At 62.9% G+C, this 23913-nt stretch carries 27 protein-coding genes; 16 read left to right on the forward strand and 11 right to left on the reverse strand.

The window, feature by feature from the left end; all coding sequences use genetic code 11:
• The first annotated feature begins 160 nt into the window (after positions 1-160).
• A complete protein-coding gene (locus M2394_RS25850) occupies positions 161-1270 on the forward strand; it encodes a DUF3182 family protein (RefSeq protein ID WP_259175061.1) in 1110 nt (369 codons plus the stop codon).
• Positions 1260-2015, forward strand: coding sequence for a S9 family peptidase (locus tag M2394_RS25855; RefSeq protein ID WP_259175062.1), 756 nt, complete (start codon positions 1260-1262; stop codon positions 2013-2015). Before M2394_RS25850 ends, M2394_RS25855 begins: the two co-directional genes overlap by 11 nt.
• A 136-nt stretch (positions 2016-2151) precedes the next feature.
• Here M2394_RS25855 and M2394_RS25860 read toward each other — a convergent pair whose 3' ends face one another.
• The 3 genes from M2394_RS25860 to M2394_RS25870 are packed head-to-tail and all read right to left on the reverse strand — an operon-like array spanning position 2152 to position 5127.
• Positions 2152-3099, reverse strand: coding sequence for a lysylphosphatidylglycerol synthase domain-containing protein (locus tag M2394_RS25860; RefSeq protein WP_259175063.1), 948 nt, complete (start codon positions 3097-3099; stop codon positions 2152-2154).
• Positions 3089-4351, reverse strand: coding sequence for a cardiolipin synthase ClsB (clsB, locus tag M2394_RS25865; protein WP_259175064.1), 1263 nt, complete (start codon positions 4349-4351; stop codon positions 3089-3091). The genes M2394_RS25860 and clsB overlap by 11 nt, the downstream gene beginning before the upstream one ends.
• Positions 4348-5127 (reverse strand): endonuclease/exonuclease/phosphatase family protein, encoded by a 780-nt coding sequence (locus M2394_RS25870; RefSeq protein WP_178924261.1) that lies wholly within the window; start codon positions 5125-5127, stop codon positions 4348-4350. Before M2394_RS25870 ends, clsB begins: the two co-directional genes overlap by 4 nt.
• A 309-nt stretch (positions 5128-5436) precedes the next feature.
• On the opposite strand from M2394_RS25870, the gene M2394_RS25875 reads away from it, so the two are divergent.
• Positions 5437-7542: a mechanosensitive ion channel family protein gene (locus M2394_RS25875; RefSeq protein ID WP_259175065.1), complete on the forward strand. Its 2106-nt coding sequence runs from the start codon at positions 5437-5439 to the stop codon at positions 7540-7542.
• A 289-nt stretch (positions 7543-7831) separates the two neighbouring features.
• Positions 7832-8716: a sugar nucleotide-binding protein gene (locus tag M2394_RS25880; protein WP_176999267.1), complete on the forward strand. Its 885-nt coding sequence runs from the start codon at positions 7832-7834 to the stop codon at positions 8714-8716.
• A gap of 178 nt (positions 8717-8894) precedes the next feature.
• Here the strand turns inward: M2394_RS25880 and M2394_RS25885 are convergent, their stop codons facing one another.
• The 5 genes from M2394_RS25885 to M2394_RS25905 form a co-directional block, all read right to left on the reverse strand.
• Positions 8895-9593 carry an OmpW family protein gene (locus tag M2394_RS25885; RefSeq protein ID WP_176999268.1) on the reverse strand — a complete coding sequence of 233 codons (699 nt, stop codon included), beginning with the start codon at positions 9591-9593 and terminating at the stop codon, positions 8895-8897.
• A gap of 94 nt (positions 9594-9687) precedes the next feature.
• Positions 9688-10209, reverse strand: coding sequence for a DUF3299 domain-containing protein (locus M2394_RS25890; RefSeq protein ID WP_178924265.1), 522 nt, complete (start codon positions 10207-10209; stop codon positions 9688-9690).
• Between the two features lie 11 nt (positions 10210-10220).
• Positions 10221-11486: an ABC transporter permease gene (locus tag M2394_RS25895; RefSeq protein ID WP_178924267.1), complete on the reverse strand. Its 1266-nt coding sequence runs from the start codon at positions 11484-11486 to the stop codon at positions 10221-10223.
• A gap of 1 nt (position 11487) precedes the next feature.
• The gene (locus M2394_RS25900; RefSeq protein WP_176999271.1) at positions 11488-12198 is read right to left on the reverse strand and encodes an ABC transporter ATP-binding protein; all 711 of its coding nucleotides are present in this window, start codon (positions 12196-12198) and stop codon (positions 11488-11490) included.
• A 132-nt stretch (positions 12199-12330) separates the two neighbouring features.
• The gene (locus M2394_RS25905) at positions 12331-12933 is read right to left on the reverse strand and encodes a DUF2796 domain-containing protein (RefSeq protein ID WP_259175068.1); all 603 of its coding nucleotides are present in this window, start codon (positions 12931-12933) and stop codon (positions 12331-12333) included.
• Positions 12934-13063: 130 nt separating this feature from the next.
• Here M2394_RS25905 and M2394_RS25910 point away from each other — a divergent pair, with 130 nt between their 5' ends.
• On the forward strand, positions 13064-13405 hold the full coding sequence (locus M2394_RS25910; protein WP_178924269.1) for a hypothetical protein: 342 nt from the start codon (positions 13064-13066) through the stop codon (positions 13403-13405).
• Here M2394_RS25910 and trxA read toward each other — a convergent pair.
• The 3 genes from trxA to M2394_RS25925 all read right to left on the reverse strand — a co-directional run bounded on the left by trxA (position 13402) and on the right by M2394_RS25925 (position 15554).
• A complete protein-coding gene (trxA, locus tag M2394_RS25915) occupies positions 13402-14274 on the reverse strand; it encodes a thioredoxin (RefSeq protein WP_178924271.1) in 873 nt (290 codons plus the stop codon). The genes M2394_RS25910 and trxA overlap by 4 nt on opposite strands.
• 171 nt (positions 14275-14445) lie before the next feature.
• Positions 14446-15102 carry a methyltransferase gene (locus tag M2394_RS25920; RefSeq protein ID WP_259175069.1) on the reverse strand — a complete coding sequence of 219 codons (657 nt, stop codon included), beginning with the start codon at positions 15100-15102 and terminating at the stop codon, positions 14446-14448.
• Positions 15099-15554 (reverse strand): YbaY family lipoprotein, encoded by a 456-nt coding sequence (locus M2394_RS25925; RefSeq protein WP_178924275.1) that lies wholly within the window; start codon positions 15552-15554, stop codon positions 15099-15101. Before M2394_RS25925 ends, M2394_RS25920 begins: the two co-directional genes overlap by 4 nt.
• A gap of 140 nt (positions 15555-15694) precedes the next feature.
• Between M2394_RS25925 and nrdR the strand changes: the two genes are divergently transcribed.
• The 11 genes from nrdR to M2394_RS25980 all read left to right on the forward strand — a co-directional run bounded on the left by nrdR (position 15695) and on the right by M2394_RS25980 (position 23882).
• Positions 15695-16159, forward strand: a complete 465-nt coding sequence (nrdR, locus tag M2394_RS25930; protein ID WP_010206843.1) for a transcriptional regulator NrdR — start codon at positions 15695-15697, stop codon at positions 16157-16159.
• Complete coding sequence (ribD, locus tag M2394_RS25935) at positions 16156-17292, forward strand: bifunctional diaminohydroxyphosphoribosylaminopyrimidine deaminase/5-amino-6-(5-phosphoribosylamino)uracil reductase RibD (protein WP_178924277.1); 1137 nt, start codon at positions 16156-16158, stop codon at positions 17290-17292. The genes nrdR and ribD overlap by 4 nt, the downstream gene beginning before the upstream one ends.
• A 48-nt stretch (positions 17293-17340) precedes the next feature.
• Positions 17341-18003 (forward strand): riboflavin synthase, encoded by a 663-nt coding sequence (locus M2394_RS25940; RefSeq protein WP_016973956.1) that lies wholly within the window; start codon positions 17341-17343, stop codon positions 18001-18003.
• Between the two features lie 15 nt (positions 18004-18018).
• Positions 18019-19110 carry a bifunctional 3,4-dihydroxy-2-butanone-4-phosphate synthase/GTP cyclohydrolase II gene (ribBA, locus tag M2394_RS25945; RefSeq protein ID WP_176999278.1) on the forward strand — a complete coding sequence of 364 codons (1092 nt, stop codon included), beginning with the start codon at positions 18019-18021 and terminating at the stop codon, positions 19108-19110.
• A gap of 88 nt (positions 19111-19198) precedes the next feature.
• The gene (ribE, locus tag M2394_RS25950) at positions 19199-19675 is read left to right on the forward strand and encodes a 6,7-dimethyl-8-ribityllumazine synthase (RefSeq protein WP_003194576.1); all 477 of its coding nucleotides are present in this window, start codon (positions 19199-19201) and stop codon (positions 19673-19675) included.
• On the forward strand, positions 19672-20172 hold the full coding sequence (gene nusB / locus M2394_RS25955; RefSeq protein WP_178924278.1) for a transcription antitermination factor NusB: 501 nt from the start codon (positions 19672-19674) through the stop codon (positions 20170-20172). The genes ribE and nusB overlap by 4 nt, the downstream gene beginning before the upstream one ends.
• A 15-nt stretch (positions 20173-20187) precedes the next feature.
• A complete protein-coding gene (thiL, locus tag M2394_RS25960; protein ID WP_259175071.1) occupies positions 20188-21153 on the forward strand; it encodes a thiamine-phosphate kinase in 966 nt (321 codons plus the stop codon).
• 55 nt (positions 21154-21208) lie between these two features.
• Positions 21209-21934, forward strand: coding sequence for an ABC transporter substrate-binding protein (locus tag M2394_RS25965; RefSeq protein WP_259175072.1), 726 nt, complete (start codon positions 21209-21211; stop codon positions 21932-21934).
• A 129-nt stretch (positions 21935-22063) separates the two neighbouring features.
• On the forward strand, positions 22064-22681 hold the full coding sequence (gene ribA, locus M2394_RS25970) for a GTP cyclohydrolase II (protein WP_095013680.1): 618 nt from the start codon (positions 22064-22066) through the stop codon (positions 22679-22681).
• Positions 22678-23097, forward strand: coding sequence for an MFS transporter (locus M2394_RS25975; RefSeq protein ID WP_178924284.1), 420 nt, complete (start codon positions 22678-22680; stop codon positions 23095-23097). Before ribA ends, M2394_RS25975 begins: the two co-directional genes overlap by 4 nt.
• Positions 23094-23882 (forward strand): cobalamin-binding protein, encoded by a 789-nt coding sequence (locus tag M2394_RS25980; RefSeq protein WP_259175073.1) that lies wholly within the window; start codon positions 23094-23096, stop codon positions 23880-23882. The genes M2394_RS25975 and M2394_RS25980 overlap by 4 nt, the downstream gene beginning before the upstream one ends.
• The last annotated feature ends 31 nt before the right edge of the window (positions 23883-23913 follow it).

The following is a 23913-nucleotide window of genomic DNA, read 5'->3' on the forward strand; positions in this document are numbered from 1 at the left end:
CGCCGCGACATTTACGGGCCGTCGTGCAGAATAAAACAGGCCTACTGCCATCGCTTTCCCCGCAACGGCTTGATTTGCAAACCATCACGTCAGAACCGGCCTTGGCCTGATCCCTGCAACTTTCCCCTCACACACAGGGCGGGATAGCCAAGGGGGACGCATGACCCCGACTCAACGTAAAAAGCTCGTCGTTGCTCACTCCACGCGGGAGGGCGCGCCATTGCACGAGGTTCAGACCAACCTCGCCCTGGCGCGCTGGCTGGCGCAGATTCTCGGGCTCAAATTCGGCGGCAGTTATGACCCCGGTCGGCATGCCGGCCGTGAGTTGTACTTGCTCCCCACGCAAACCTTGGTGGGTGCTGAGCAAGCGCGCCAGCTCAATATCAAAGGGCCGCAAGACCTGTGGGGCGGCTACGTCGAGCACGACTTCATCTGCACCAAGGCCATCAGTCACGGCCTGCTGGGCCCAGGCGCCAAGGCGCCCGAAGGCTGGTCGCCGTTGTTTTGCGAGCGAGTACGGCCTGTTGTGCTCGACGGCCTGAGCGTCTTCGCCCTCGACGACGCCCGGCCAGCGGCCATGCATCTGCTCAACAGCGGCCCCATCCGCTTGAAACCGGTGCATGGGTGCGCCGGACGTGGCCAGGAAGTTATCCACAATCTCGACGAATTCGAGGCCGTGCTGGCACGTCCAGACAGCGCGCGCCTGTTCGACGACGGCGTGGTGCTGGAGCGAGACCTGAGCGATGTGGTCACCCACAGCGTCGGCCAGAGCTTCATCGGCGATCACGTGTTCAGCTACTGCGGCGAGCAGTACCTCACAAAAGACGGGCAGGGCGAGGACGTCTACGGCGGTTCCAACCTGCTGGTGGTGCCTGGCTATTACGAAGACCTGTTGCGCCTACCACTGCCCGACGATGTGCGCGAAGCCATCGAACAAGCCCGCGTCTATGACAACGCCGCCGATGAGGCCTACCCCGGTTTCTTTGCGTCGAGGCGCAACTACGACATCGCCCAAGGCCTGGACAGCGACGGCCAACGCCGCAGCGGCGTGCTCGAACAATCCTGGCGCATGGGCGGGGCCAGCAGCGCGGAAGTCGCGGCGCTGCAGAGCTTTATCAACCACCCGGGCCTGCGCGCCATCCGGGTGGCCTCGGTGGAAACCTACTTGGACCAGCCCCTGCCGGCTGACGCCATTGAGGTTTACCGCGGGCCAGCGCAAAACAGCGACTTTCTTCTCAAGTATGTGACGGTTAAGGCTTATGACGGCTAGAAGTGAAAGCATTGCGATCGACATCGACGACGAACAGATGAGCGGCACCTTCCTGAGCCCCAAGTCCAAAGTGCCCGGCGTGTTGTTCGTGCACGGCTGGGGCGGCAGCCAAGAGCGCGACCTGGAACGCGCCAAAGGCATTGCGGGTCTGGGGTGCGTGTGCCTCACGTTCGACCTGCGCGGTCATGCGGGCACCGGTATTCCGCTGTCCCGCGTGACCCGTGAAGACAACCTGCGCGACCTGCTCGCGGCCTACGACCGGCTGCTGTCTCACCCGGCCATCGACACCTCGGCGGTCGCGGTGGTGGGCACCAGTTATGGCGGTTACCTGGCGGCGATCCTCACATCATTGCGCCCGGTACGCTGGCTGGCGCTGCGTGTGCCGGCGCTGTACCGCGATCAGGAGTGGCTCAAGCCCAAGCGGGACCTGGATAAGGCGGACTTGATGGATTACCGCAGCACACGGGTGCATGCCAAGACCAATCGTGCGTTGCACGCGTGTTCGGCGTTTACCGGTGATGTGTTGATCGTGGAGTCGGAGTCTGATGACCACGTGCCCCACGCCACCATCATGAGCTACCGCGCGGCGTGCCAGCAGACGCACTCGCTGACCCACCGCATTATCGATGGCGCCGACCATGCGCTCAGCGATCCAGTGTCGCAGCAGGCTTATACGTCGATTCTGGTGGATTGGATTACCGAGATGGTGGTCGGGGAGCGGTTGAGCATTATCCAGTCTCGATAGTTTTGTGCTCTTGAGATCGCCATCGCAGGCAAGCCAGCTCCCACATTTGATTGGGTTTCACACCTTTTGAATTGTGAATACTTTCAACTGTGGGAGCTGGCTTGCCTGCGATGGCGATTAACCCGTCAACACCCTTTCAAGCCGGTGCCTTCTTCACCCGCAACGCCTTGGCCTTGGCCTCCACCACCAGGTACATCACCAGCGTGATCAGCAACGGCAAAATAAAGTAGATCGCCCGGTAGGCAATCAACCCCGCCAGCAAACTCCCCCGTGACGCCTCATGCTGCAACAGCCCGATAAACACCGCCTCCAGCACGCCCAGCCCGGCCGGAATATGCGTGACCACTCCGGCAATGGCGCTGATCAGCAAAACCCCCAGCACCAACGGATAATCCAGCTTGGCCGGCAACAGGGTGAAAATCACCGCCGCCATCAGCGACCAGTTCAGCGCGCCCAGCGCCAGTTGCAGGCAGGCCATGCGCACCGATGGCAGGTTGATTTCCATGCCGCGAATCGACCATGCGCGCTTCTTTGAAAACTGGCACGCCGCCAGATAACCCAGGCTCGCCAACACCAACAATGCACCAATGCCCTGCAACGCAACGGTGCTGACCTTCCAGCCTGGGGGCATGGTCACCAGCCCGCTACTGAATACCACCCCGGCCAACGCCATGTAGCCAAACCAGTTGGTCGCCAGGCTCAGGCCGAGGATTTTGGCGATATTGCCGGTGCTCACCCCCAGCCGCGAATACAGCCGATAGCGCATGGCGATGCCGCCTACCCACGCGCTCAGGTTGAGGTTGAACGCATAGCTGATGACCCCCACCGGCAGGATCTGCTTCCAGCCCAGGGGCTGGCGGATGTAGGTGCGGCCAATCAGGTCGAAGCTGGCGTACACAAGGAAACTGCACAGCGTCAAGGCGCCTGCGATCAGCAACGTGCGCAGCTTGAAGTCGCCCAGGGTCTGCACCACTTCGCTCCAGTCGATGCGCCGGGCGAGCAGGGTGAACAGCACGATCAGCAGCAGGAAGAACACCAGGGTCAGGGGTTTCTTCCAGCGCTTGAACCTGGATTCACTGCTCATGGGCCTGGCTCCCGACGGGTTTCAAGCGTGGTTTGTGCGCCGGCAGCCAACCGGTCAATGCCGGGAAGTGGCGCATCACATGAAACACCAGGAAACCCACGGTCAACCGCCAGAGCCACAGGCGCGGCGTGCGGTTTTCCGGCATGGTCTGGCAATGATTTTTCGCGAGTGTTTCCAGGCGTTCATACAGGTGTTGATTGAACGCACGGTCGCGAATCAGCACGTTGGCTTCCAGGTTCAGCGACAGGCTCAGCGGGTCCAGGTTGCTGGAACCCACGGTGCTCCATTCGTCGTCCACCAGCGCGACTTTGCCGTGCAGAGGGCGCTGGCAATATTCGTGAATCACCACGCCGTCCTTGAGCAAGTAGTCGTAGAGCATGCGCGCCGCGAGCTTGGCCAACAGCACATCCGGCTGACCCTGCATGATCAGTTGCACCTGCACGCCACGGCGCGCCGCGTTGCGGATCTCCCGCAGCAGGCGGTAACCGGGGAAGAAGTAGGCGTTGGCGATGACCACGCGCGTTTGCGCCTTGCTCAAGGCGTGGATGTAGGCCTCTTCGATGTCATCGCGGTGCTGCACGTTGTCTCGGTAGATCAGGCGTACCAGGCCGTCGCTGTTGTCGGTGGCCCACGGCGATGGCCGTTGCTGGCGCCGTCGCCAACCGCGTCGCGTGCGCACCTGGCGACCACTTTGCGCCAAGGCAAAATGGTGCAGGTCGGCCACGGCCGGGCCGATCACTTGCACCGCGTAATCCTGCTTGGCCTCGGGGCCGAAATCGCCCAGGTGATCGGCCGAAAAATTGATCCCGCCGATAAACCCCACGCTGGCATCCACCACCACGATCTTGCGGTGCAGGCGGCGAAACCAGTTGGTGCGAACACCCAAGGTCTTGGACGCCGGATCGAACATCTGCACCGTTACCCCGGCTTCCGCCAGCTCACCCAGAAAGGTCGGGCTCAGCTCGCCGCAGCCAAAGCCGTCAAGGCTCATCACCACCTTGACCCCACGCTGCGCTGCGTCGATCAGGATGCCTTGCAGCTCTAGGCCGACCTTGTCTTCGAACAGAATGAAGGTCTCCAGCAGGATCTCACGCTGGGCCCCGCGCATAGCGTCGAACACCTTGGGGAAGTATGCCTCGCCATTCTCCAGCAACTCGACGCGGTTGCCGCTCTGCCAGCCGTAATCCAGATCGCGGGCCTTGGCTTCGTCCGGTGGTTGGTCGGTGGCGATGTGTTCGACGGCAACGTTCATAGCTCGATCTCCACCGACAACGGCACATGATCGGACAGGTGAGACCAGGGCCGAGTGGTCAGCACCCGGGGGTTATGCACCTTCACGTTGCGCACATAAATGCGGTCCAGGGGCAGCAGCGGCAGGCGCGCGGGGAAAGTGCGCGGCAATTTGCCGTGAGCCTCGATAAACACTTCCCGCAGGCCGCTTTGGCTGAGGTCGGCCCGCTGGCGCCAGTCGTTGAAATCGCCGGCGACGACCAGCGGCGCGTCGGCCGGGATCTCCCCGATGCGCTGTTCCAGCAAGCGCAGTTGTTGCTGGCGATGCACCTCGCGCAGGCCCAGGTGAATGCAGATCGCATGCACCTCCTGGCCGGTGCCCGGCAAGCGCAGTACGCAATGCAGCAGGCCACGGTTTTCGTGGCCGCTCTGGGAAATGTCGAGGTTGTCATAGCGCACGATCTGGAATTTCGACAGCAGCGCATTCCCGTGGTCGCCATGGGGGTAGACCGCGTTGCGCCCATAGGCGAACTGCGGCCAGATGCTGTCGGCGAGGAACTCATACTGCGGCATGTTCGGCCAGTCGCTGTAGCGCTGGGGGTGGCGTTCGTGGGTGCCGTGGATTTCCTGCAGGAACACCATGTCAGCGCCCACACTGCGCACCGCTTCACGCAGCTCGGGCAGGATGAAGCGTCGGTTCAGGGCGGTGAAGCCCTTGTGGATATTGACCGTCAGCACCGTGAAGCGCGTGATGGCGATGCTGGGTGTGGTGGGCATCCAGTCGGGATTCGCAGCCATGGTTGCTCCTGAAAAAACCGTGGGGGCCTGGCCCCCGTTTATGGCTGACTGCGATTTTTGGCGGAAAGTTTCCAGGTTCTTACAGGCGGCATAAATCCCCTGTGGAGCGGGCTTGCTCGCGAAAGCTGGGTGTCAGTCAATAGATTCATCAGCGGAACCACCGCATTCGTAAGCAAGCCCGCTCCCACACGGGATCTGTGTGGTGACTGATTCAGTGGTCAACCCTACGCCCAAGATGACGAAAGTGGGGAACGATCAAGACTCAATCCCGTCAGTTCCTTACAGACCCTGTTGAAGGAGCCCGGTGTTTTGCTGAATTTAAGAGCTGCATTACTCCTCGGCGTGCTGCTGCTGTGTGGCAACGGCGCACTGCAAGCTGCAACCCCCGCACCGGCGACGGCCGCACCTGCCAAACCGGAGCTGCTGGTCGAAGGCGGTTTGCTCGGCGCCATCAGTTCCAGCATCGACGACGTGCAAGACAAGCTCGACCTCAACCAGAACCTCGTGGACGCCTGGCGCCTGCGTGCCGACCGTGCGGCAGACGAAGTGGGGCGCCTGGTCGACCAGACCGCCGAACGCTCGCCCTGGAGCGTGGCCGGGGACTTCTTGTTGCTCTCCGGGGTGTGGATCGGCGCCTTCGCCGTGCTGGTGTTGCTCGGGCGTTTTATCGTGCAGCGCTTGAGCCGACGGCCGTTTGTCGAACGGCGCGGGCGCCTGCAAGCGGTGCTCGGGTATGTGGTGCCCTATACGCTTCCTGCGCTGATTTGCCTGCCGCTGACGCTCTACGTCAGTCACTTTTTACCCACGTCCGTGGGCCGCGCGCTGGCGCTATGCTTTGCCTACGCCACCAGCAGTGGCATTTTTTCCACGTCGATGCTGCTGTGCGTCATCGTCATGTTCAACGTCGGCCATAAACGCCCGGCCGTGCGGATCATCCGTAGCTACTGCCCCAAACCGCTGTTCCTGATCGGCTTTCTCGCTGCACTCAGTGACGCCTTGACCAGCCCGCAGATCGCCCGCCAGCTCGGCGGTAATATCACCAGCAGCATTGCGGTGTTCACCGGCCTGTTTGCGGCGGTGATCTTCGGTGTGCTGGTGGTGCGCCTGCGCCGCCCGGTGGCGCATCTGATCCGCAACCGGCCGCTGGCCCAACGCCTCAAACACCCGGCGCTGCAACAATCGTTGCGGGTGTTTTCCGGGCTCTGGTACTGGCCGATCCTGTTGATGGTGCTGGTGTCGGCGATCAACCTGATCGGGGCCGGCGACGATAACCAGAAGGCGCTGCGCTGCGCGCTGTTCACCACGATCCTGCTGATCGGCACGGTATTTTTGAGCACTGTGCTGCAACACCTGTTCAAGTCCCGCAGCCAGGTGGCGATCCAGCGCAGCAGTGCCTACAAGGAGCGTTTTCTCAGCCTGTTGCACGCGATCCTGCGCATTGTCATGGCCATCGCCTTTATCGAGATTCTCGGGCGGATCTGGGGCGTGTCGCTGTTTGAGTTCGCCCAGCGCAATTCGGTGGGCCGGGCGATCAGCGACTCGCTGAGCAGCATCGGCCTGATCCTGCTGATGACCTGGCTGTTCTGGGTGGTGCTCGACACCGCGATCCAGGAAGCGCTGAAACCACCGGTGAATAAACGCTCCAACCGCCAGCCGAGTACACGGGTAAAAACCATCCTGCCGCTGGTGCGCAATGCGGTGAAGATCATCCTGGTGGTGATCTGCGCGATCACCACCATGGCCAACCTCGGCATCAACGTCGCGCCGTTGCTGGCCGGTGCCGGCGTGGTGGGCCTGGCCATTGGTTTCGGTTCGCAGCAACTGGTGCAAGATGTGATCACCGGCCTGTTCATCATCATCGAAGACACGCTGTCCATCGGCGACTGGGTGGTGCTCGACTCCGGGCATGCCGGCACTGTCGAAGGCCTGACCATCCGCACCCTGCGCCTGCGCGATGGCAAGGGGTTTGTGCACTCGGTGCCGTTTGGGCAGATCAAGGCGGTCACCAATCAGTCCCGGCAGTTTGCCTATGCGTTCTTCTCGGTGCAGTTCACCTACGACACCGACGTGGACAAGGCGGTGGAGCTGATCCGCGAGGCCGGGCAATCGATCCGCGACGACGTGTTCCTCAAGTACAACCTGCAAGGGCCGCTGGAAGTGTTTGGTGTGGACAAGATGGACCTCAACGGCGTGGTGCTCACGGCGCAGTTCCGCACCGTGTCGGGTGGCCAATACGCAGTGAGCCGCGCGTTTAACCAGCGCTTGAAAAAGCTTGTGGATAACTGCGCTGAGGTGCAGTTCGCACAGACTTATCCACAGCAGGTTTTTTTGCCCAAGCGCGGGCCACAGGTGGATGAGCCGGATGAAGAGGTGCCGGCGTCGGTGGTGCTGACCGAGCAGCCGCGTACTCAATGATTGAGATTGACTGACCTGGCCTCATCGCGGGCAAGCCCGGCTCCCACAGTTTGGGCTGTGTGAACCCGTTCACCTGTGGGAGCTGGCTTGCCTGCGATGAGGCCGGTGATAACACCATCAGGCTCAATGTCTGATCCACCTCTCCAGCACCGCCTGCTACTCCGCCCGATACAACAAGTTGCAACCCCACACTTTATCCGTGACGGTTGCGCGACAAACCCGCAAAATGCAACGATTCTTACAAATACCTAGATAACCATCGTTCCAACAGACCGGGCCTGCTCAATCTATGCGAATGCGCCTTATGTTACTGGGCGGCGGGAATGCCCTCGGGCAGGCGCTGATTCGCCTCGGTGCAGAGGAAGACATCGGTTTCCTCGCTCCTAAACCGCCCCAAGACGGCTGGGATGCCGCGAGTCTCACCCAACTGCTCGACGACACCCGTCCCGATGCGTTGATCAACCTCGCCTACTACTTCGACTGGTTCCAGGCCGAAGCGGTCAGCGAAACCCGCTTGGCCGCCCAGGAATTCGCCATCGAACGCCTGGCCGAGCTGTGTCAGCACCACAACATCACCCTGGTGCAACCGTCCAGCTACCGCGTGTTCGATGGCTCCCGCGCCACCGCCTACAGCGAGAAAGACGAGCCAGTACCCCTGGGCCTGCGTGGCCAGGCGCTGTGGCGCATCGAGCAGAGCGTGCGCGCCACTTGCCCGCAGCACGTGCTGCTGCGTTTTGGCTGGTTGCTCGATGACAGCGTGGACGGCACCCTCGGGCGCTTCCTGGCCCGGGCCGAGAAGCCGGATGAGTTGTTGATGGCGGATGACCGTCGCGGCAACCCGACGCCGGTGGACGATGCCGCACGGGTGATCATCTCGGTGCTCAAGCAGCTCGATTGTGCGGCGCCGTTGTGGGGCACTTACCACTACGCCGGCCATGAAGCGACTACACCGCTGGCGCTGGGCCAGGCGATTCTGACCGAAGCGCGCAGCTATCACCCGCTGGCCATCGAGTCACCCACTGCCCAGGCCCACGCGGCCCGGCCGGATGCAGCCGATGAGCCGCAACACGCGGTGCTGGCGTGCAAGAAGATCCTGCACACCTTCGGCATCAAGCCACGGGCGTGGCGGGCGGGGTTGCCGGCGTTGCTGGATCGTTTCTACCGCCACAGCTGAAGAAACATAGACCCCAATGTGGGAGCGGGCTTGTGTGGGAGCTGGCGGTTCGACGCCTCGACTTGCCCGCGATACAAGCACCTCGGTCTGTCAGGCAGACCAGGGTGATGCTATCGCAGGCAAGCCAGCTCCCACACAAGCCCGCTCCCACGTTGGTTTTGTGCTGTTGGTTAGTGCATCAGAACTTGTAGCCGATACCCACCATGTAAACCATCGGGTCGACGTCCACGTTCACTTTGGCGCGAGTGCCTTGGCCCAGTGCGTTGTTGTCCACCGTCGCCTTGGTGCTGATGTCGATGTAACGCGCCTGGGCGTTGATCATCCACTTGTCGTTGATCATGTAGTCGGCGCCGATCTGCGCGGCCCAGCCCCAGGAGTTCTCAGCCTTGAAGTTGCTGAAGCCTGCGCTCTGAGCACGGCTGCCGACGTGTTCGTCGTAGATCCAGGTGTAGTTGATACCGGCGCCCACGTACGGCTGGAAGGCCGACTTGTTGTCCAGTGGGTAGTACACGACGCTCAGGGTCGGCGGCAGGTGTTTCAGGGTGCCGAGCTTGCCGTTGGCGGCGCCGAGGGCGGTGTTCTTGATCTTCACGTCATGCTCGAACGGGGTGGCGGCCAGCAGCTCGATACCCACGTGGTTGGTCAGCATGTAGGCGAAGTTCAAACCCAGCTGAGTGTCGCTGCTCATGGTCGCCTTGCCGCCCAGGTTGGCGCCCGCCAATGGACCCTGGTCAACCTTCACGTGACCGCTGTCGGCCTTCGGATTCACGGTGATTGCACCGGCACGAATCAGAATGTCGCCCGCTTCGTGAGCGTGTGCGGCAGGGGCGATGAGGGCGAGCGCGAAGAGGGACGCGCCGAGCAGGGACTTGTTCATGGGAGCTCCAAAAGGACGTTAAAAGTTGTACGTCCAATGGTAAAGATCGTTCCACTCGATCTTTTGACTCAGCTCAATGAAAGGGCGATCAGCGCTATTCCGGCAGTTCGTAGATGTAAATCTTCTCGGCATCCATCTGGTAACCGGCGTCCGCGAGTTCGCTGGTGGATGGCTTGACCTGCATCGAACCCTCGATCCAATACGGCTGGTACAGCTCATCGAGTTTCACCCCGACTTCGCTTTTGACATGCACGATCTGGTTCGACGGCGGTGGCGGTACATGGATGCACGCGCCGAAATACGGCACCAACAGAAACTCGGTGGTGCGGCCTTCTTCACTGACTTCCAGCGGCACGATATAGCCCGGCAGGCGGATGTGCTGGCCGTCGAGGCTCTGCACCACCGGCGCGTTGGGCAAGTCCTGCTTGGCCGCTGGCGCCGACTCGACGGACAACGCATCGGCCATGTTCGACAGGTCGTGCAACGGTTTCATGTTGGGGATTTCCGGCGGCGCGTCCGGCGGGATCATCTCCTGCCACGACAGGTCCTTGGGCTGCTCATCAGCCCAGGCAGGCACGCCCACCAGCAACAGCAACGCAAACAGCGCACGACGCATCGAAGCCTTCCTCATAAACGTATGGACAGGCCGTCGGCCAGGGATTGTCGGTAGGCACGCCACGCGGGCACGGCGCCCATCAACAGCGCGGCGGCCAGGATACCGGCGAGCAGTGTCCATTCATATTCGCTGGGCCACGACATCGGCAGGTCCAGTCCGTAGTTGGCCTGCAGGTAGCCACGTGAGGCGGCGATGCACACATACAGAAGCCCCACGCCTGCGACCACGCCGGACAGGGCCAGGGCGAACGCTTCAAAGATCAGCAACGTCGCGATGTGCCACGGGCGGGCGCCCACCGAACGCAAAATCGCCATCTCGCGGCGGCGCTCGTTGAGGCTGGTGAGGATCGCCGTGAGCATGCCGATCAGGCCGGTCAGCACCACGAACAGCGAGATCACGAACAGCGCTTTTTCGGCGGTGCCCATCATGCTCCACAGCTCTTGCAGCGCCACGCCCGGCAAGATCGCCAGCATCGGCTCGCCACGGAATTCATTGATTTCCCGTTGCAGGGCGAAGGTGGAAATCTTGTTGTTCAGCCCGAGCATGAACGCGGTGATAGCTTGCGGCGTGAGGTCCATGTTGCGGGCCTGGTCGGCACTGATGCGGCCTTTGCCCTGGGCCGGCACGCCGTTGTGCCAATCGATATGGATGGCTTCCATGCCGCCGAGACTGATGTGCAGCGTGCGGTCCACCGGCGTGCCGGTGCGCTTGAGGATGCCGACCACGGTGAAGGGTTTGTCGTCGTGTTTCACCAGGCTGACCACGGCGACACCGTGGGCCAGCACCAGCTTGTCGCCGAGTTTGTAATGCAGTGCGTCCGCTACTTCGGCGCCGAGCACCACCTCGAAGGGGTCGGTAGCGAAGGCGCGGCCGCTGGCCAGTTCGAGGTTTTGCTTGCGGCCGTACTGGTAATGCTCGAAGTAGGATTCGTTGGTGCCCATCACGCGGTAGCCGCGGTGGGAGTCACCGAGGGAAATCGGGATCGCCCATTTCACCTGGGGGCTGGCGGCGAAATGCTCGAAGCTGTCCCAGCGAATGTTGTTGGTGGCGTTGCCGATACGAAACACCGAGTACAGCAGCAGGTTCACGGAGCCGGAGCGCGCGCCGACGATCAGGTCGGTGCCGCTGATGGTGCTGGCAAAACTGTTGCGTGCCTCAGTGCGCACACGCTCCACGGCAAGCAGCAAACAGACTGACAGCGCGATGGCGAACGCGGTGAGGATCGCGGTAAAGCGGCGGTTAGCCAGGCTGGCCATGGCTAGACGGAACAGATACATCTCAAACCTCTGCGGGCGTGGCGGCGCGATTGAGTTCGGCCAGCGACAGGTTACGGTCGAACAGCGAGGCCAGGCTCTGGTCGTGGCTGACGAACAACAGGCTGGCGCCGGCTTCGCGGCATTCGGCGAACAACAGTTGCAGGAAGGCTTCGCGGGCGTCGTAGTCCAGGGCCGAGGTGGGCTCGTCGGCGATCACCAGTTCCGGCTGGCCGATCAACGCGCGGGCGGCGGCCACCCGTTGCTGCTGGCCGATGGACAGCGAGTCGGCGCGGCGCTCCAGCAGGTCCTTGTCTTTCAACCCCAGGTGCGCGAGCAAGGCGGCGGCAGCTTTGTCGACACTGCCGTGACGCTGCTTCGCCCGTTGTGCTCGCAGCTTGGAGAAGTGGCACGGCAACTCGACGTTTTCACGCACCGACAGAAACGGCAGCAGGTTGAACTGCTGGAAGATGTAGCCGGTGTGGTCGACGCGAAAGCGGTCGCGGGCGCCGGCCGACAGCTCGGTCAGCTGTTGGCCGAGCAGGCGGATGCTGCCCCGCGTAGGTTTTTGCACGCCACCGAGCAGGCCCAGCAACGTGGTTTTTCCACTGCCGCTGGGGCCTTTGAGAAACAGGGTTTCCCCGGCTTCCAGGCGGAACGCGGGGATGTCCAGCAACTGTGGGTGACCGGGCCAGTTGAAGGCCAGGTCAGACAGTTCGATCAGTGCTTGAGTCATGTGAAATCAAATTCGCCTGCTGGCTGGGTTGGACCCCTGTGGGAGCTGGCTTGCCGGCGATGGCATCGCTGCGGTGCATCAGGCACACCGTGGTGATGCCATCACCGGCAAGCCGGCTCCTACAGGCTTACATCAGAATTTCAGGGTAGCGGCCTGTGCCGTGGCTTGCACACCTTGCTGGCCGCTTGGGCCGATCAGTTGTACCTGAATTTTCTGGGTGGCAGGGAAGGTCTTGAACACCTGGGTCAGGTCGAGGTTGCTCAGCGCAGTCGGCGTGGCGCACGTGAATTGGTAGTGGGCGTGGATTTCGCTGTGATCGTGATGATGCTCGTGGGCGCTGTCTTTGGCGTCGTGGTCGTGGTCATCATCATCGTCGTCATGGTCGGCTTCCGGCTTGTCGCCGAACAGCGGGCTGTTGAGCTCCTGGGTGCTGACCACGCAACCGGCGCCCTTGGGCAGGTTGAACAGGGCGAGCGGGTTTTCCAGTTGTTTACGCGCGGCAGCGACCTTGGCTTTGTCGGCCGGGGTGGTGGCCAGGTGTTCGAAGCCCACCAGGTTCATCGCCGGGCTGTCCAGTTCAAGCTCCAGGGCCTGGCCATCGAGCACGGCATTCAGGCGGCCGACGCCGTGTTCGTGGGCGCCGAGGCTGCCGTGCTCGTGTTCATGTTCGTCAGCGGCGTGGGCGATAGCCAGTGGCAGTAGGGCAAACGGCAAAGCGAGCAACAGACGGCGCATGAGAAGGCTCCAGAACATGAAAGTTTTGTTATGTGATCTTATAACAATAGTGCCAGAGTTTGACCGCCCGCTTGGCGTTGCGCAAGCCGCGTGGGAGCATGCCTGTCAGAAAACTGCAGGAGGAAGGACGATGTTGCGAATTCGTGGAACCGTCGGCGACTGGCCGGTGGACTTGACCCTGGAGCTGGACGAAAGCGATTGGGCACGCCTGGGCGCGCAATTGCAGGCGGGCCCCGTACCCGCCGCAACGGCAGCCGCACCGGTCAAGAGGAATGACGACTTGTGGCAGAACGCCCAGGACCTGTTGCGCAACGCCGGGCAGCTTAGCGGCCTGGAGTTACTGGATCAGTTGGAAGGCTTGGCCGGCGATGCCGCCTCAGGCAAACGCCTGCTGGTGCGCCTGCGCCACAGTTCAAACGTGAAAGTGGCCAGCGGCGCAGACACGCCGCTGTACAGCTGGGTCGGCGATTAGTACAGCGCGGCAAACAGCTTGCGGCGGTACACGGTCACCAACGGGTGATCATTGCCCAGCAGTTCGAACACCTGCAGCAAGGTCTTGTGCGGCAAGCCTTCGCTGTAGCTGCGGTTGCGGATGAACAGCTTGAGCAGGCCTTCCAGCGCCGCGTCGTACTGCTGGCGCGCCAGTTGCTGGATGCTCAACTGATAGGCCGCTTCGTCGTCTTGCGGGTTTTGCGCCAGGCGGCTTTTCAAGTCGGCGGCGTCTGGCAGGTCGGCCGCCTGGCGCAGGAACGTGATCTGCGCCTTGGCGCCGGCGAGGGCGGCTTTGTGATCGTCGCTCTTCACGGCGTCCAACACGGTCTGGGCTTCGCCCAGTTCACCGCGTTCGGCGAGGCAGCGTGCGTAAAGGATCAATGCGCCGGCGTTGGTGTTGTCCTCACCCAGCAAGGCCACCAGCACGGCTTCGGCATCGCTGATGCGGCCATCGGCAAACAGTGCCTGGGCTTGCTCCAGCGGGTCCGCTGCTGCCGGTGGTGGCATCTGTACATGGGGCTCCAGCATCGCCCGCACCGCCGATTCCGGTTGCGCACCGGCAAACCCGTCCACCGGCTGGCCATCCTTGAACAGCACCACCGTCGGCAGGCTGCGAATACCGAAGCGCGCAACGATGTCCTGCTCGGCCTCGCAATCGACCTTGGCCAGCAACAACTCGCCTTGATAACTCTCGGCAATCTGCGCCAGCAACGGCATCAACGCCTTGCACGGCGCGCACCACTCGGCCCAGAAGTCCACCAGCACAGGTTTGTGGAACGAGTTCTCGATCACCGCCTGATCGAAGGTAGCGGTGGTGACATCGAAGATGTACGGCGTGGGCTCACTCATGGGGCGTCTCGAATAAAGCGGGAATGGGGGCAACTATAAGGGCTGGCGAGGGCTATCGGAAGCGCCAGGGAAATGTAGTGAGCGGGCGTGCCCCGCGCCGCAATCGACCAGGCGCCTCAGGCTAACCTGACACACCGCTGCGCGGGGCAAGCCCGCTCACTACAGGTGCTTTCAAGCACGGCGCGAATGGTACAGGCTCACCTTGCGAAACTCCCAAGGCTCAGCCAGATCCGGCAGCGTCAGCGCGTCCAGGATCTCCAGCCGCCGATAATCCGGGTGCTGAAAGTCCCGCACCCGTGAATCTGCCACCAGCGCCTCTCGGCCGCGAGTGAGAAACTGATCCAGCAGTGGCAGGTTAGCCCGGTCGTAGAGCACGTCCGCCACCAGGATCAAATCGAAGCGGTCAGCCTCGGCGAAAAAATCGTCCGAGTAACCCAACGCCACACCGTTAAGCTCGGCATTCGCCCGGCAGGATGCCAGCGCCAATGGGTCCAGGTCGCAGGCCACCACTTCCAGCGCGCCGGCTTTGACGGCGGCAATCCCCGCCACGCCAGAACCCGCGCCGAAATCCAGCACGCGCTTGCCGGCAACCCACTCAGGATTCGCCGCCAGATACCTCGCCAGCGCCAAACCACTGGCCCAGCAAAAGCTCCAGTAGGGCGGTTCATGCAGGATGCGCCGGGTTTCTTCGGAGCTGAAGGCGCGGTCCATGTTGTCGGCGTCCAGCAGCCACAACGACAGCTCGGTGCCCGGCAGCGGGCAGGGCACCAAGTGAGCGTCGCCGATCAGCTCACTGAGCGCACGTTGCAGGCCCAGCGGTGGCGTCATGGTGCCGGGACGAGTTGCAGAGGGCCGGTGCTCTGGGTGATCGCCTGGGTGATGCGCACCGCAGGCAGGTGCAGGATCAACTGGCCGGACTGGCTGGCGCGGCCACGCAGTTCAACGCGGGCACCGGCCGGGAAGGCTTCAGGGTTGAAGCGCAAGCGGAAGGCCAGGGGCTTGCCGTTGCCGGTCAGCACGCTGCTGGCGAGCAGTTGTTGCGGGCGCGAGCGGTCATCGATCACCAGCAGCGCCAGTTCGACTTCGGCACCGGCAGGCACGCCATTGAGGGTGCCGTTGATTTCACGCTGATACGCCGGCAACGGGCCGAGGTCTTCAATGCCCGGGACTTTTTTCTCCTGGGCGGGCGTCGGTTGAGGGGTGGTTGGCTTGGGGGCTTCGCTGCTGCAGGCGACCAGGACACTGAACAGGGCGAGCAAAACAAGTGGTCGTAACTGCATGTACGGCTCCAGAGAGGGCAAAATCCGTGACTTGAACACAAAGAAACATATAAGCCAGCCTATATACCGTAAAGGCTATGGCTTGTCTTGCCACAGGGATGCGCTACCATGGCCCTCCCTTTTTTTGTTGCCTGCCAACCATGCACTGTCCCTTCTGCGGTGCCAACGACACCAAGGTCATTGACTCGCGTCTGGTCGCCGAGGGCGATCAAGTGCGTCGCCGGCGCGAATGCCTGGCCTGCGGTGAGCGTTTCACCACCTTCGAAACCGCCGAGCTGGTGTTGCCTCGTCTGATCAAGTCCGACGGCAGCCGCCAACCTTTCGACGAAGAAAAACTGCGTGCCGGTATGCAGCGCGCCCTGGAAAAACGCCCGGTGAGTGTCGAGCGCCTGGAAGCGGCGCTGGTGCACATCAAGCACAAACTGCGTGCGACCGGCGAGCGCGAGGTCAAGAGCCTGGTGGTTGGAGAACTGGTGATGGGCGAGCTGCAAAAGCTCGACGAAGTTGCCTACATCCGTTTCGCCTCGGTGTATCGACGCTTCCAGGACCTCAACGAGTTCCGCGAAGAGATCGACCGCCTGGCCCGTGAGCCTGCCAAAGAATGAATTCGCCTAGCGCTGAACAAGCTGTCCTCGACGCCCATTACATGGCCCGCGCCCTGGAACTGGCCCGCAAAGGCCTGTACACCACCCATCCCAACCCTCGGGTGGGCTGCGTGATTGTGCGGGATGGGCAAATTGTCGGCGAAGGCTGGCATGAGCGCACCGGCGAGCCCCATGCCGAACCCAATGCCCTGCGCGCCGCTGGCGACAAGGCGCGCGGTGCGACGGTGTACGTGACCCTTGAGCCGTGCAGCCACCACGGCCGCACGCCGCCCTGCGCCGACGCGCTGGTGAGTGCGGGTGTGGCGCGCGTGGTCGCCGGCATGCAGGACCCCAACCCGGAAGTGGCGGGGCGCGGCATGCAGCGTCTGGCCCAGGCGGGCATCGAGACCCGCAGCGGCGTGCTGGAGCAGGAAGCCCGTGCACTGAACCCGGGCTTCCTCAAACGCATGGAACACGGCTTGCCGTTTGTGCGGGTCAAGCTGGCGATGAGCCTGGACGGGCGCACCGCGATGGCCAGCGGCGAAAGCCAATGGATCACCGGCCCCGACGCCCGCGCAGCGGTGCAACGCCTGCGCGCCGAGGCCAGCGTGGTGCTGACCGGCGCCGACACCGTGCTGGCCGACGGTGCACGTCTGACCGTGCGCGCCGCCGAGTTGGGCCTGGATGAAGCAACCACCGCCCTGGCCATGTCGCGTCCGCCGCTGCGCGTGTTGATCGATGGCCGCCTGCGCGTGCCGCTCAACGCGCCGTTCTTCAAGGCTGGCCCGGCATTGGTCATTACTTGCGTAACCCCGGAAAACCAATTCCCCCGTGGTCCCGAGTGCCTGGTGGTGCCGGGCGTGGATGGCCAGGTTGACCTGCGCTCGGCCCTGGTGGCGTTGGCCGCCCGTGGCGTCAACGAGGTGCTGGTGGAGGCCGGCCCGAGCCTGGCGGGCGCGTTTGCCCAGCAAGGCCTGGTGGACGAGTACGTGATATTCGTCGCCGGCAAGTTCCTCGGCTCCGCCGCCCGGCCTCTGCTCGACTGGCCGCTTGAGAAACTGGCGGACGCCCCCCAACTCAAGATCACGCAAATGCGCGCTGTAGGCGACGACTGGCGAGTCACTGCCATCCCTGTGCCAGCAGCGAGCGTATAATTCTGACCGGGCGCTCAAGCGCCCCGTACCGTATTCCAGGAGAAGGCCATGTTCACCGGCATCATCGAATCCATCGGCAGCATCCGCGCCATGACCCCCAAAGGCGGCGACGTTCGCCTGCTGGTTGAAACCGGCAAGCTGGACCTGGGTGACGTCAAGCTGGGCGACAGCATCGCCGTCAGCGGCGTGTGCCTCACCGTCATCGAACTGCCAGGCAACGGTTTCGCCGCCGACGTCAGCCGGGAAACCCTGGACTGCACCGCGATGAACGACCTCAAGGCCGGCAGCCCGGTCAACCTGGAAAAAGCCCTGACCCCGACCACCCGCCTGGGCGGCCACCTGGTCAGCGGCCATGTCGACGGCGTCGGCGAAGTGGTCTCCCGCAGCGAAAACGCACGTGCCGTGGAATTTCGCATTCGCGCACCCAAAGAACTGGCCAAGTACATCGCCCACAAAGGCTCGATCACCGTCGACGGCACCAGCCTCACCGTGAACGCCGTGAACGGCGCCGAATTTGAACTGACCATCATTCCCCACACCCTCAGCGAAACCATCATGGCGTCTTACCAGCCGGGTCGCCGGGTGAACCTGGAAGTGGACTTGCTGGCCCGTTACCTGGAGCGCCTGTTGCTGGGCGAAAAGGCCGCAGAGCCTACTGCCGGTAATATCACTGAAAGTTTTCTGGCCGCTAACGGCTACCTGAAATCCTGACCAAGGGGGTGCCACGTGGCGCTCAATAGCATCGAAGAACTGGTTGAAGACATCCGCCAAGGCAAGATGGTCATCCTGATGGATGACGAAGACCGCGAGAACGAAGGCGACATCATCATGGCCGCCGAGGCCTGCAAGCCTGAGCACATCAACTTCATGGCCAAGCACGCCCGTGGGCTGATCTGCATGCCCATGAGCCGCGAGCGCTGCGAGTTGCTGAAGCTGCCATTGATGGCGCCGCGCAACGGGTCGGGTTTTGGCACCAAGTTCACCGTGTCTATCGAAGCGACCACCGGCGTCACCACCGGTATTTCTGCGGCTGACCGCGCGCGCACCGTGCAAGCCGCTGCCGCCAAGGACGCCAAGGCCGAAGACATTGTCAGCCCTGGCCACATCTTCCCGCTGATGGCCCAGCCGGGCGGCACCCTGGCCCGTGCCGGCCACACCGAAGCTGCCTGCGACCTCGCGCGCATGGCCGGGTTCGAGCCAAGCGGCGTGATCTGCGAAGTGATGAACGACGACGGCACCATGGCCCGTCGCGCTGAACTCGAAGCCTTTGCCGCCGAACACGACATCAAGATCGGCACCATTGCCGACCTGATCCACTACCGCATGATCCACGAACGTACCGTTCAGCGGATTGCCGAGCAGCCGCTGGACAGCGAACTGGGCCAATTCAATTTGGTGACCTACCGTGATTCAGTGGAAGGCGACGTGCACATGGCCCTGACCCTGGGCACCATTTGCGCCGAAGAGCCGACCCTGGTGCGGGTACACAACATGGACCCCTTGCGCGACCTGTTGATGGTCAAGCAACCGGGCCGTTGGAGCCTGCGAGCCGCCATGGCCGCGGTTTCCGAGGCGGGCAGCGGTGTGGTGCTGCTGTTGGGCAACCCGGTGGATGGTGATGTGCTGCTGGCGCATATCCGTGAAACCGCCGAGCACACCCAGGTCAAGACGCCGACCACCTACAGCATCGTCGGTGCCGGTTCGCAGATCCTGCGTGACCTCGGCGTGCGCAAAATGCGCCTGATGAGTGCGCCAATGAAATTTAATGCGATATCCGGTTTCGATCTGGAAGTAGTAGAATACGTGCCCTCCGAATAAAGGCCGGCGATTTTTGCCCCTTGTTCGCGGTTAACACATCACTGAGGGACGCACTTTTCGCGTCCCTGCTCTTTAAGAGATTTGTCGAATGACCCTGAAGACCATCGAAGGTACCTTCATCGCCCCCAAAGGCCGCTACGCCCTGGTGGTTGGCCGCTTCAACAGCTTCGTTGTTGAAAGCCTGGTAAGCGGTGCCGTGGACGCCCTGGTTCGCCACGGTGTGAGCGAAAGCGACATCACCCTGATCCGTGCCCCTGGCGCCTTCGAAATTCCACTGGTTGCGCAAAAAGTTGCTCAACAGGGTGAATACGCGGCAATCATCGCCCTGGGCGCGGTCATTCGTGGCGGTACCCCGCACTTCGAATACGTGGCGGGCGAGTGCACCAAGGGCCTGGCCCAGGTGTCCATGGAGTTCGGCGTGCCGGTTGCGTTCGGCGTACTGACCGTTGATTCCATCGAGCAAGCCATCGAGCGTTCCGGCACCAAGGCCGGTAACAAAGGCGCTGAAGCTGCCCTGTCCGCCCTGGAAATGGTCAGCCTGCTGTCGCAGTTGGAGGCCAAGTGATTTCCGACGAGAGCGATCGTTTCAACCCGCGCGAGCCACGCCCAGCCGATGCTGGCAAGCCGTCCAAGAACGAGAAGCGTCGCGCTGCTCGTCAATTGGCGACCCAGGCGCTGTACCAGCGTCACCTGGCCGGCGCTTCGTTGAACGAGATCGAAGCACAGTTTCGCGTCGACAACGATTTCACCTTTGCCGACCTGCCGTACTTCCACGACATCCTGCACGGTGTGCATGCCCACCTGACCGAGATCGACACGGCCCTGGCACCTTGCCTGGACCTGACCATCGAAGAGCTGGACCCGGTTGAGCTGTGCGTGATGCGCCTGTCGGCCTGGGAACTGCTGTATCGCGTCGACGTGCCGTACCGCGTGGTGATCAACGAAGGCATCGAACTGGCGAAAGTCTACGGTTCGACCGACGGCCACAAGTTCGTCAACGGCGTGCTCGACAAGCTGGCCCCGCGCCTGCGTGAAGCCGAAGTGAAGGCGTACAAGCGCTAAGCGCTTGAATCCTGAATGGGTGAGTTTGAGCTGATCCGCAACTACTTCGCCACCGCGCCCTGTGCGCAAGGCGGCGAAGGCATTGCGTTGGGGATCGGTGATGACTGCGCCTTGCTGGCGCTCCCCGCCGGGGAGCAGTTGGCAATTTCCACGGATACTTTGGTGGCCGGCGTGCACTTTGCCGACCCCTGTGATCCGTTCCTGCTTGGCCAGCGCTCGTTGGCCGTGGCGGTGAGCGACTTGGCCGCCATGGGCGCGCACCCTCTTGCATTTACTCTTGCCCTTACCACGCCGACGGTCGATGCCGATTGGCTGCAACGCTATGCCCAGGGGTTGAATGCCATGGCGCAAAGCTGCGGTGTGGGCTTGGTGGGCGGCGACACCACGCGCGGGCCGTTGAGCCTGACCCTGACCGTGTTCGGCCGTGTGCCGGCCGGGCAGGCGCTGACGCGCAGCGGTGCAAAACCCGGTGACCTGCTGTGTGTCGGCGGTGAGCTGGGCAATGCGGCCGGCGCCTTGCCGCTGGTCCTGGGCCAGCGCGTCGCTGACGCCGCCGTCGCCGAGCCGTTGCTGGCCCATTACTGGTCACCGCAGCCGCAGCTGGCCCTGGGGCTGGCGCTGCGGGGCAAGGCGACGTCTGCGATGGACATCTCCGACGGGCTGTTGGCCGATTGCGGGCATATCGCCAAGGCGTCGGCCGCCCACCTGTTGATCGAGCGCCAGGCCTTGCCGTTGTCCCAGGCCTTGCTGGCGTTTGTCGGGGATGAGGCCGCTCGCGTGGCCGCGCTGAGCGGCGGGGATGATTACGTGCTGGCGTTCACCCTGCCGCCTGCCGAACTGGCGCCCTTGTTGGCGAGCGGTTGGCCGGTGCATGTGATCGGCCGTGTCGAGGCGGGGCAGGGCGTGACACTGCTCGATGCCCAAGGGCAGGACATCACCCCGGCCGTGCGCGGCTATCAACACTTCAGCGAGACGCCCTGATTCGGCGAGCTGCGCTACCCTCTATACGGTTCTCAAGGTGTAGGAGGTTGTCACCATGGATGTGCGCCGTTGGCTGCTGATTGTGCTGTGCTCGGTCGCGACACTTGTGCGCGCGGACGAGGCCCCGGTACCTGGCAAGATCATGCTGGCCAGCGAAGAGTGGAACGACTACACCAACAAAGACGGCAGCGGTCTGGCGTGGGATGTGTTGCGCCAGGTGTTCGAGCCCGCTGGGATCACCCTGCAAACCCGCAGCGTGCCCTATACCCGTTCGGTCGGCCTGGCCCAGCGCGGCGAAGTGGATGGCTGGGTCGGTTCCTACCGTGATGAAGCGACTGGCGTGGTGTACCCCCACTGGAACTTCGACTCCGACCACATCTACGCCCTCGGGCTGGCCACTGCGCCGACGCCCAGCGTGGCCACGCTGGGCAACTACCGCCTGGCCTGGGTGCGCGGCTACAAGTACGAGGAGTACTTGCCCAACGTGCACCGCTTCAACCAGATCGAACGCCGTGACGGCATCCTGCCGATGCTGCAGCACGCCCGCGCAGACTTTTACATCGACGCCCTCAGCGAAGCCCAGTACGTGCTCGGCCAGGCCGACGACCCCGCGCAATTCAAGCTCACCCACATCGCCGAACTGCCGCTGTACGTGGGGTTTGCTGATAACGAACGCGGCCGGGCGTTGATGGCTGTGTATGACCAGCGCATGGCGACGCTGGTGAAAAACGGGGAGTTGAAACCGATTTTCGAGCGCTGGAAACAGCCGTATCCGTTCTGATGGGCATAGAACCGGGATGAAGGCCAATCGAACCGATTGATCTTTATCAGCGATAATTCAGCTTAAGCGTCTGTAGGAACCTGCTGTTACAATGGCCGTCATCGTAAAAACTGAAATCAGGAGCACACGGTGCCCGTCGTTTTCGTCGCCGCTTCCAAGCTGCCTACCCCTTTTGCCACGTTCACCATGAACGGCTTTCTCGAAGAAGCCACCGGCCGCGAGCACGTTGTGCTCAGCCTGGGCGACATCGCTGACGGCGCGCCGGTGCTGGGTCGTGTGCATTCCGAATGCCTGACCGGTGACGCGCTGTTCAGCCAGCGCTGCGATTGCGGTTCGCAACTGGAAGCCGCGATGCGTGCCATCGCCCGCGAAGGCCGTGGCGTTCTGCTTTACCTGCGCCAGGAAGGCCGCGGTATCGGCCTGATGAACAAGATCCGTGCGTACGAGCTGCAAGACGGCGGCGCCGACACCGTTGAAGCCAACGAGCGCCTGGGGTTTGCCGCTGACCAGCGCGACTACGCGATCTGCCTGCCGATGCTGGAGCACCTGGGCGTCAAATCTCTGCGCCTGATGACCAACAACCCGCGCAAGGTCAAAGCCTTGACCGACATGGGTATCACCGTGGCCGAGCGCGTGCCACTGCACACCGGGCACAACCCGCACAACAAACTGTACCTGGCCACCAAGGCCAGCAAGCTCGACCACATGATGGGCAACGAGCATCAGGGCGAGGTCGACCGCGCGTGACCCGTGGCCAGGTGAAACGGCGACTGTCCTTCAATTGGTGGCAGTACCTGGCCCTGGCGCTGCTCCCGCTGTTTGTGATCAACCTGGTGTTTGGCCAGGCTGAATCATTGCTTCCCGTATTGGCCATGCCGTTCTTTATTGCCGGCGTGGCCTCGATGTTTCTGAGCCTGCGGTATTTCCACGGCTATAAACACGCGCTGATCGCCACTTCCAAAGCCCTCGACACCCCCGACGAACCAGCCGCCTGGATCACCCTGGCGGCTCGTCGGCGTGCAGCCTTGCTGATTGCCGCCATTCCCGCGTGGATCGGCGCGTTGGCGGTGTTTGTCGGCCTGGAAGCGGTGCCGCTGTTTCTGTTGGCCCTGTCGACGCTGGTGCTGTTCTACCTCTATCGCATTCCACGTCAGCTGGGATGAGGCGTTACGGGCTGGCGCTTCTGCTGCTGGTGTTGAGTGCGCCGGTGCTGGCGGCCGAGCGTGTCATCAGTTTGGCGCCGTCTCTTTCTGAAATCGTGGTTGAACTGGGCGCTGCCGACCTGCTGGTGGGCGTGCTCGACGGCGGCGATCGGCCTGCGGCCTTGGCCAGCGTGCCCTCAGTGGGGCATTACGGTCAGTTGGACATGGAACGCCTGCTCAGCCTCAAGCCGGATCTGATCCTGCTCTGGCCCGGCAGCGTCGGCCCGGCCCAGCGCGAACAGCTGCAACGCCTGAATATCCCGGTGTACGTCGCCGAACCCCACAGCCTTGAGCAACTGACTACCCAGGTCCAGGCCATCGCTGACCAATTAGGGCGTGCTGAGGCGGGTCGACAACTGGCCGCACAACTGCACCAGCGCCTGGCCGAGTTGCGTCAGCGCTATCAGCGCGCCGAGCCCTTGCGCGTGTTTTACCAGGTGTGGAACCAGCCGCTGTACACCGTGGGCGGTGGGCAGATCATCAGCGATGCGTTGAGCGTGTGCGGCGCGCGCAATGTGTTCGATGACCTCAAGCTGCCGGCGCCGCAGGTGAGTGTTGAGTCGGTGTTGCAGCGTGACCCGCAGATGATTCTGGTGGGCGATCAGGTGCAGAAGGACGCCTGGAAGGTCTGGCCGGCGATGGCTGGGCGGGTGCGGCTGGTGCCGGATAAAGGGCTGGAGCGGCCGAGTGGGCAGATGGTGGAGGCGGTGGGGCGGTTGTGTCAGGTGATAGCGCCGGGCCTGTAATACCGCTATCGCAGGCAAGCCTGCTCCCACA

Source organism: Pseudomonas sp. BIGb0164 (assembly GCF_024810135.1).
Lineage (GTDB): Bacteria > Pseudomonadota > Gammaproteobacteria > Pseudomonadales > Pseudomonadaceae > Aquipseudomonas.

What these genes read in the sequence shown, in the direction of transcription:
- M2394_RS25850 (WP_259175061.1), top strand. Translation starts at nt 161, where the DNA reads ATGACCCCGACTCAACGTAAAAAGCTCGTCGTTGCTCACTCCACGCGG.
- thiL (WP_259175071.1), top strand. Translation starts at nt 20,188, where the DNA reads ATGGGTGAGTTTGAGCTGATCCGCAACTACTTCGCCACCGCGCCCTGT.
- M2394_RS25880 (WP_176999267.1), top strand. Translation starts at nt 7,832, where the DNA reads ATGCGAATGCGCCTTATGTTACTGGGCGGCGGGAATGCCCTCGGGCAG.
- M2394_RS25965 (WP_259175072.1), top strand. Translation starts at nt 21,209, where the DNA reads ATGGATGTGCGCCGTTGGCTGCTGATTGTGCTGTGCTCGGTCGCGACA.
- M2394_RS25920 (WP_259175069.1), bottom strand. Translation starts at nt 15,102, where the DNA reads ATGACGCCACCGCTGGGCCTGCAACGTGCGCTCAGTGAGCTGATCGGC.
- M2394_RS25885 (WP_176999268.1), bottom strand. Translation starts at nt 9,593, where the DNA reads ATGAACAAGTCCCTGCTCGGCGCGTCCCTCTTCGCGCTCGCCCTCATC.
- M2394_RS25860 (WP_259175063.1), bottom strand. Translation starts at nt 3,099, where the DNA reads ATGAGCAGTGAATCCAGGTTCAAGCGCTGGAAGAAACCCCTGACCCTG.
- M2394_RS25910 (WP_178924269.1), top strand. Translation starts at nt 13,064, where the DNA reads ATGTTGCGAATTCGTGGAACCGTCGGCGACTGGCCGGTGGACTTGACC.
- clsB (WP_259175064.1), bottom strand. Translation starts at nt 4,351, where the DNA reads ATGAACGTTGCCGTCGAACACATCGCCACCGACCAACCACCGGACGAA.
- M2394_RS25925 (WP_178924275.1), bottom strand. Translation starts at nt 15,554, where the DNA reads ATGCAGTTACGACCACTTGTTTTGCTCGCCCTGTTCAGTGTCCTGGTC.
- M2394_RS25855 (WP_259175062.1), top strand. Translation starts at nt 1,260, where the DNA reads ATGACGGCTAGAAGTGAAAGCATTGCGATCGACATCGACGACGAACAG.
- ribD (WP_178924277.1), top strand. Translation starts at nt 16,156, where the DNA reads ATGAATTCGCCTAGCGCTGAACAAGCTGTCCTCGACGCCCATTACATG.
- M2394_RS25905 (WP_259175068.1), bottom strand. Translation starts at nt 12,933, where the DNA reads ATGCGCCGTCTGTTGCTCGCTTTGCCGTTTGCCCTACTGCCACTGGCT.
- M2394_RS25940 (WP_016973956.1), top strand. Translation starts at nt 17,341, where the DNA reads ATGTTCACCGGCATCATCGAATCCATCGGCAGCATCCGCGCCATGACC.
- M2394_RS25980 (WP_259175073.1), top strand. Translation starts at nt 23,094, where the DNA reads ATGAGGCGTTACGGGCTGGCGCTTCTGCTGCTGGTGTTGAGTGCGCCG.
- M2394_RS25870 (WP_178924261.1), bottom strand. Translation starts at nt 5,127, where the DNA reads ATGGCTGCGAATCCCGACTGGATGCCCACCACACCCAGCATCGCCATC.
- M2394_RS25895 (WP_178924267.1), bottom strand. Translation starts at nt 11,486, where the DNA reads ATGTATCTGTTCCGTCTAGCCATGGCCAGCCTGGCTAACCGCCGCTTT.
- trxA (WP_178924271.1), bottom strand. Translation starts at nt 14,274, where the DNA reads ATGAGTGAGCCCACGCCGTACATCTTCGATGTCACCACCGCTACCTTC.
- M2394_RS25900 (WP_176999271.1), bottom strand. Translation starts at nt 12,198, where the DNA reads ATGACTCAAGCACTGATCGAACTGTCTGACCTGGCCTTCAACTGGCCC.
- nrdR (WP_010206843.1), top strand. Translation starts at nt 15,695, where the DNA reads ATGCACTGTCCCTTCTGCGGTGCCAACGACACCAAGGTCATTGACTCG.
- M2394_RS25890 (WP_178924265.1), bottom strand. Translation starts at nt 10,209, where the DNA reads ATGCGTCGTGCGCTGTTTGCGTTGCTGTTGCTGGTGGGCGTGCCTGCC.
- ribE (WP_003194576.1), top strand. Translation starts at nt 19,199, where the DNA reads ATGACCCTGAAGACCATCGAAGGTACCTTCATCGCCCCCAAAGGCCGC.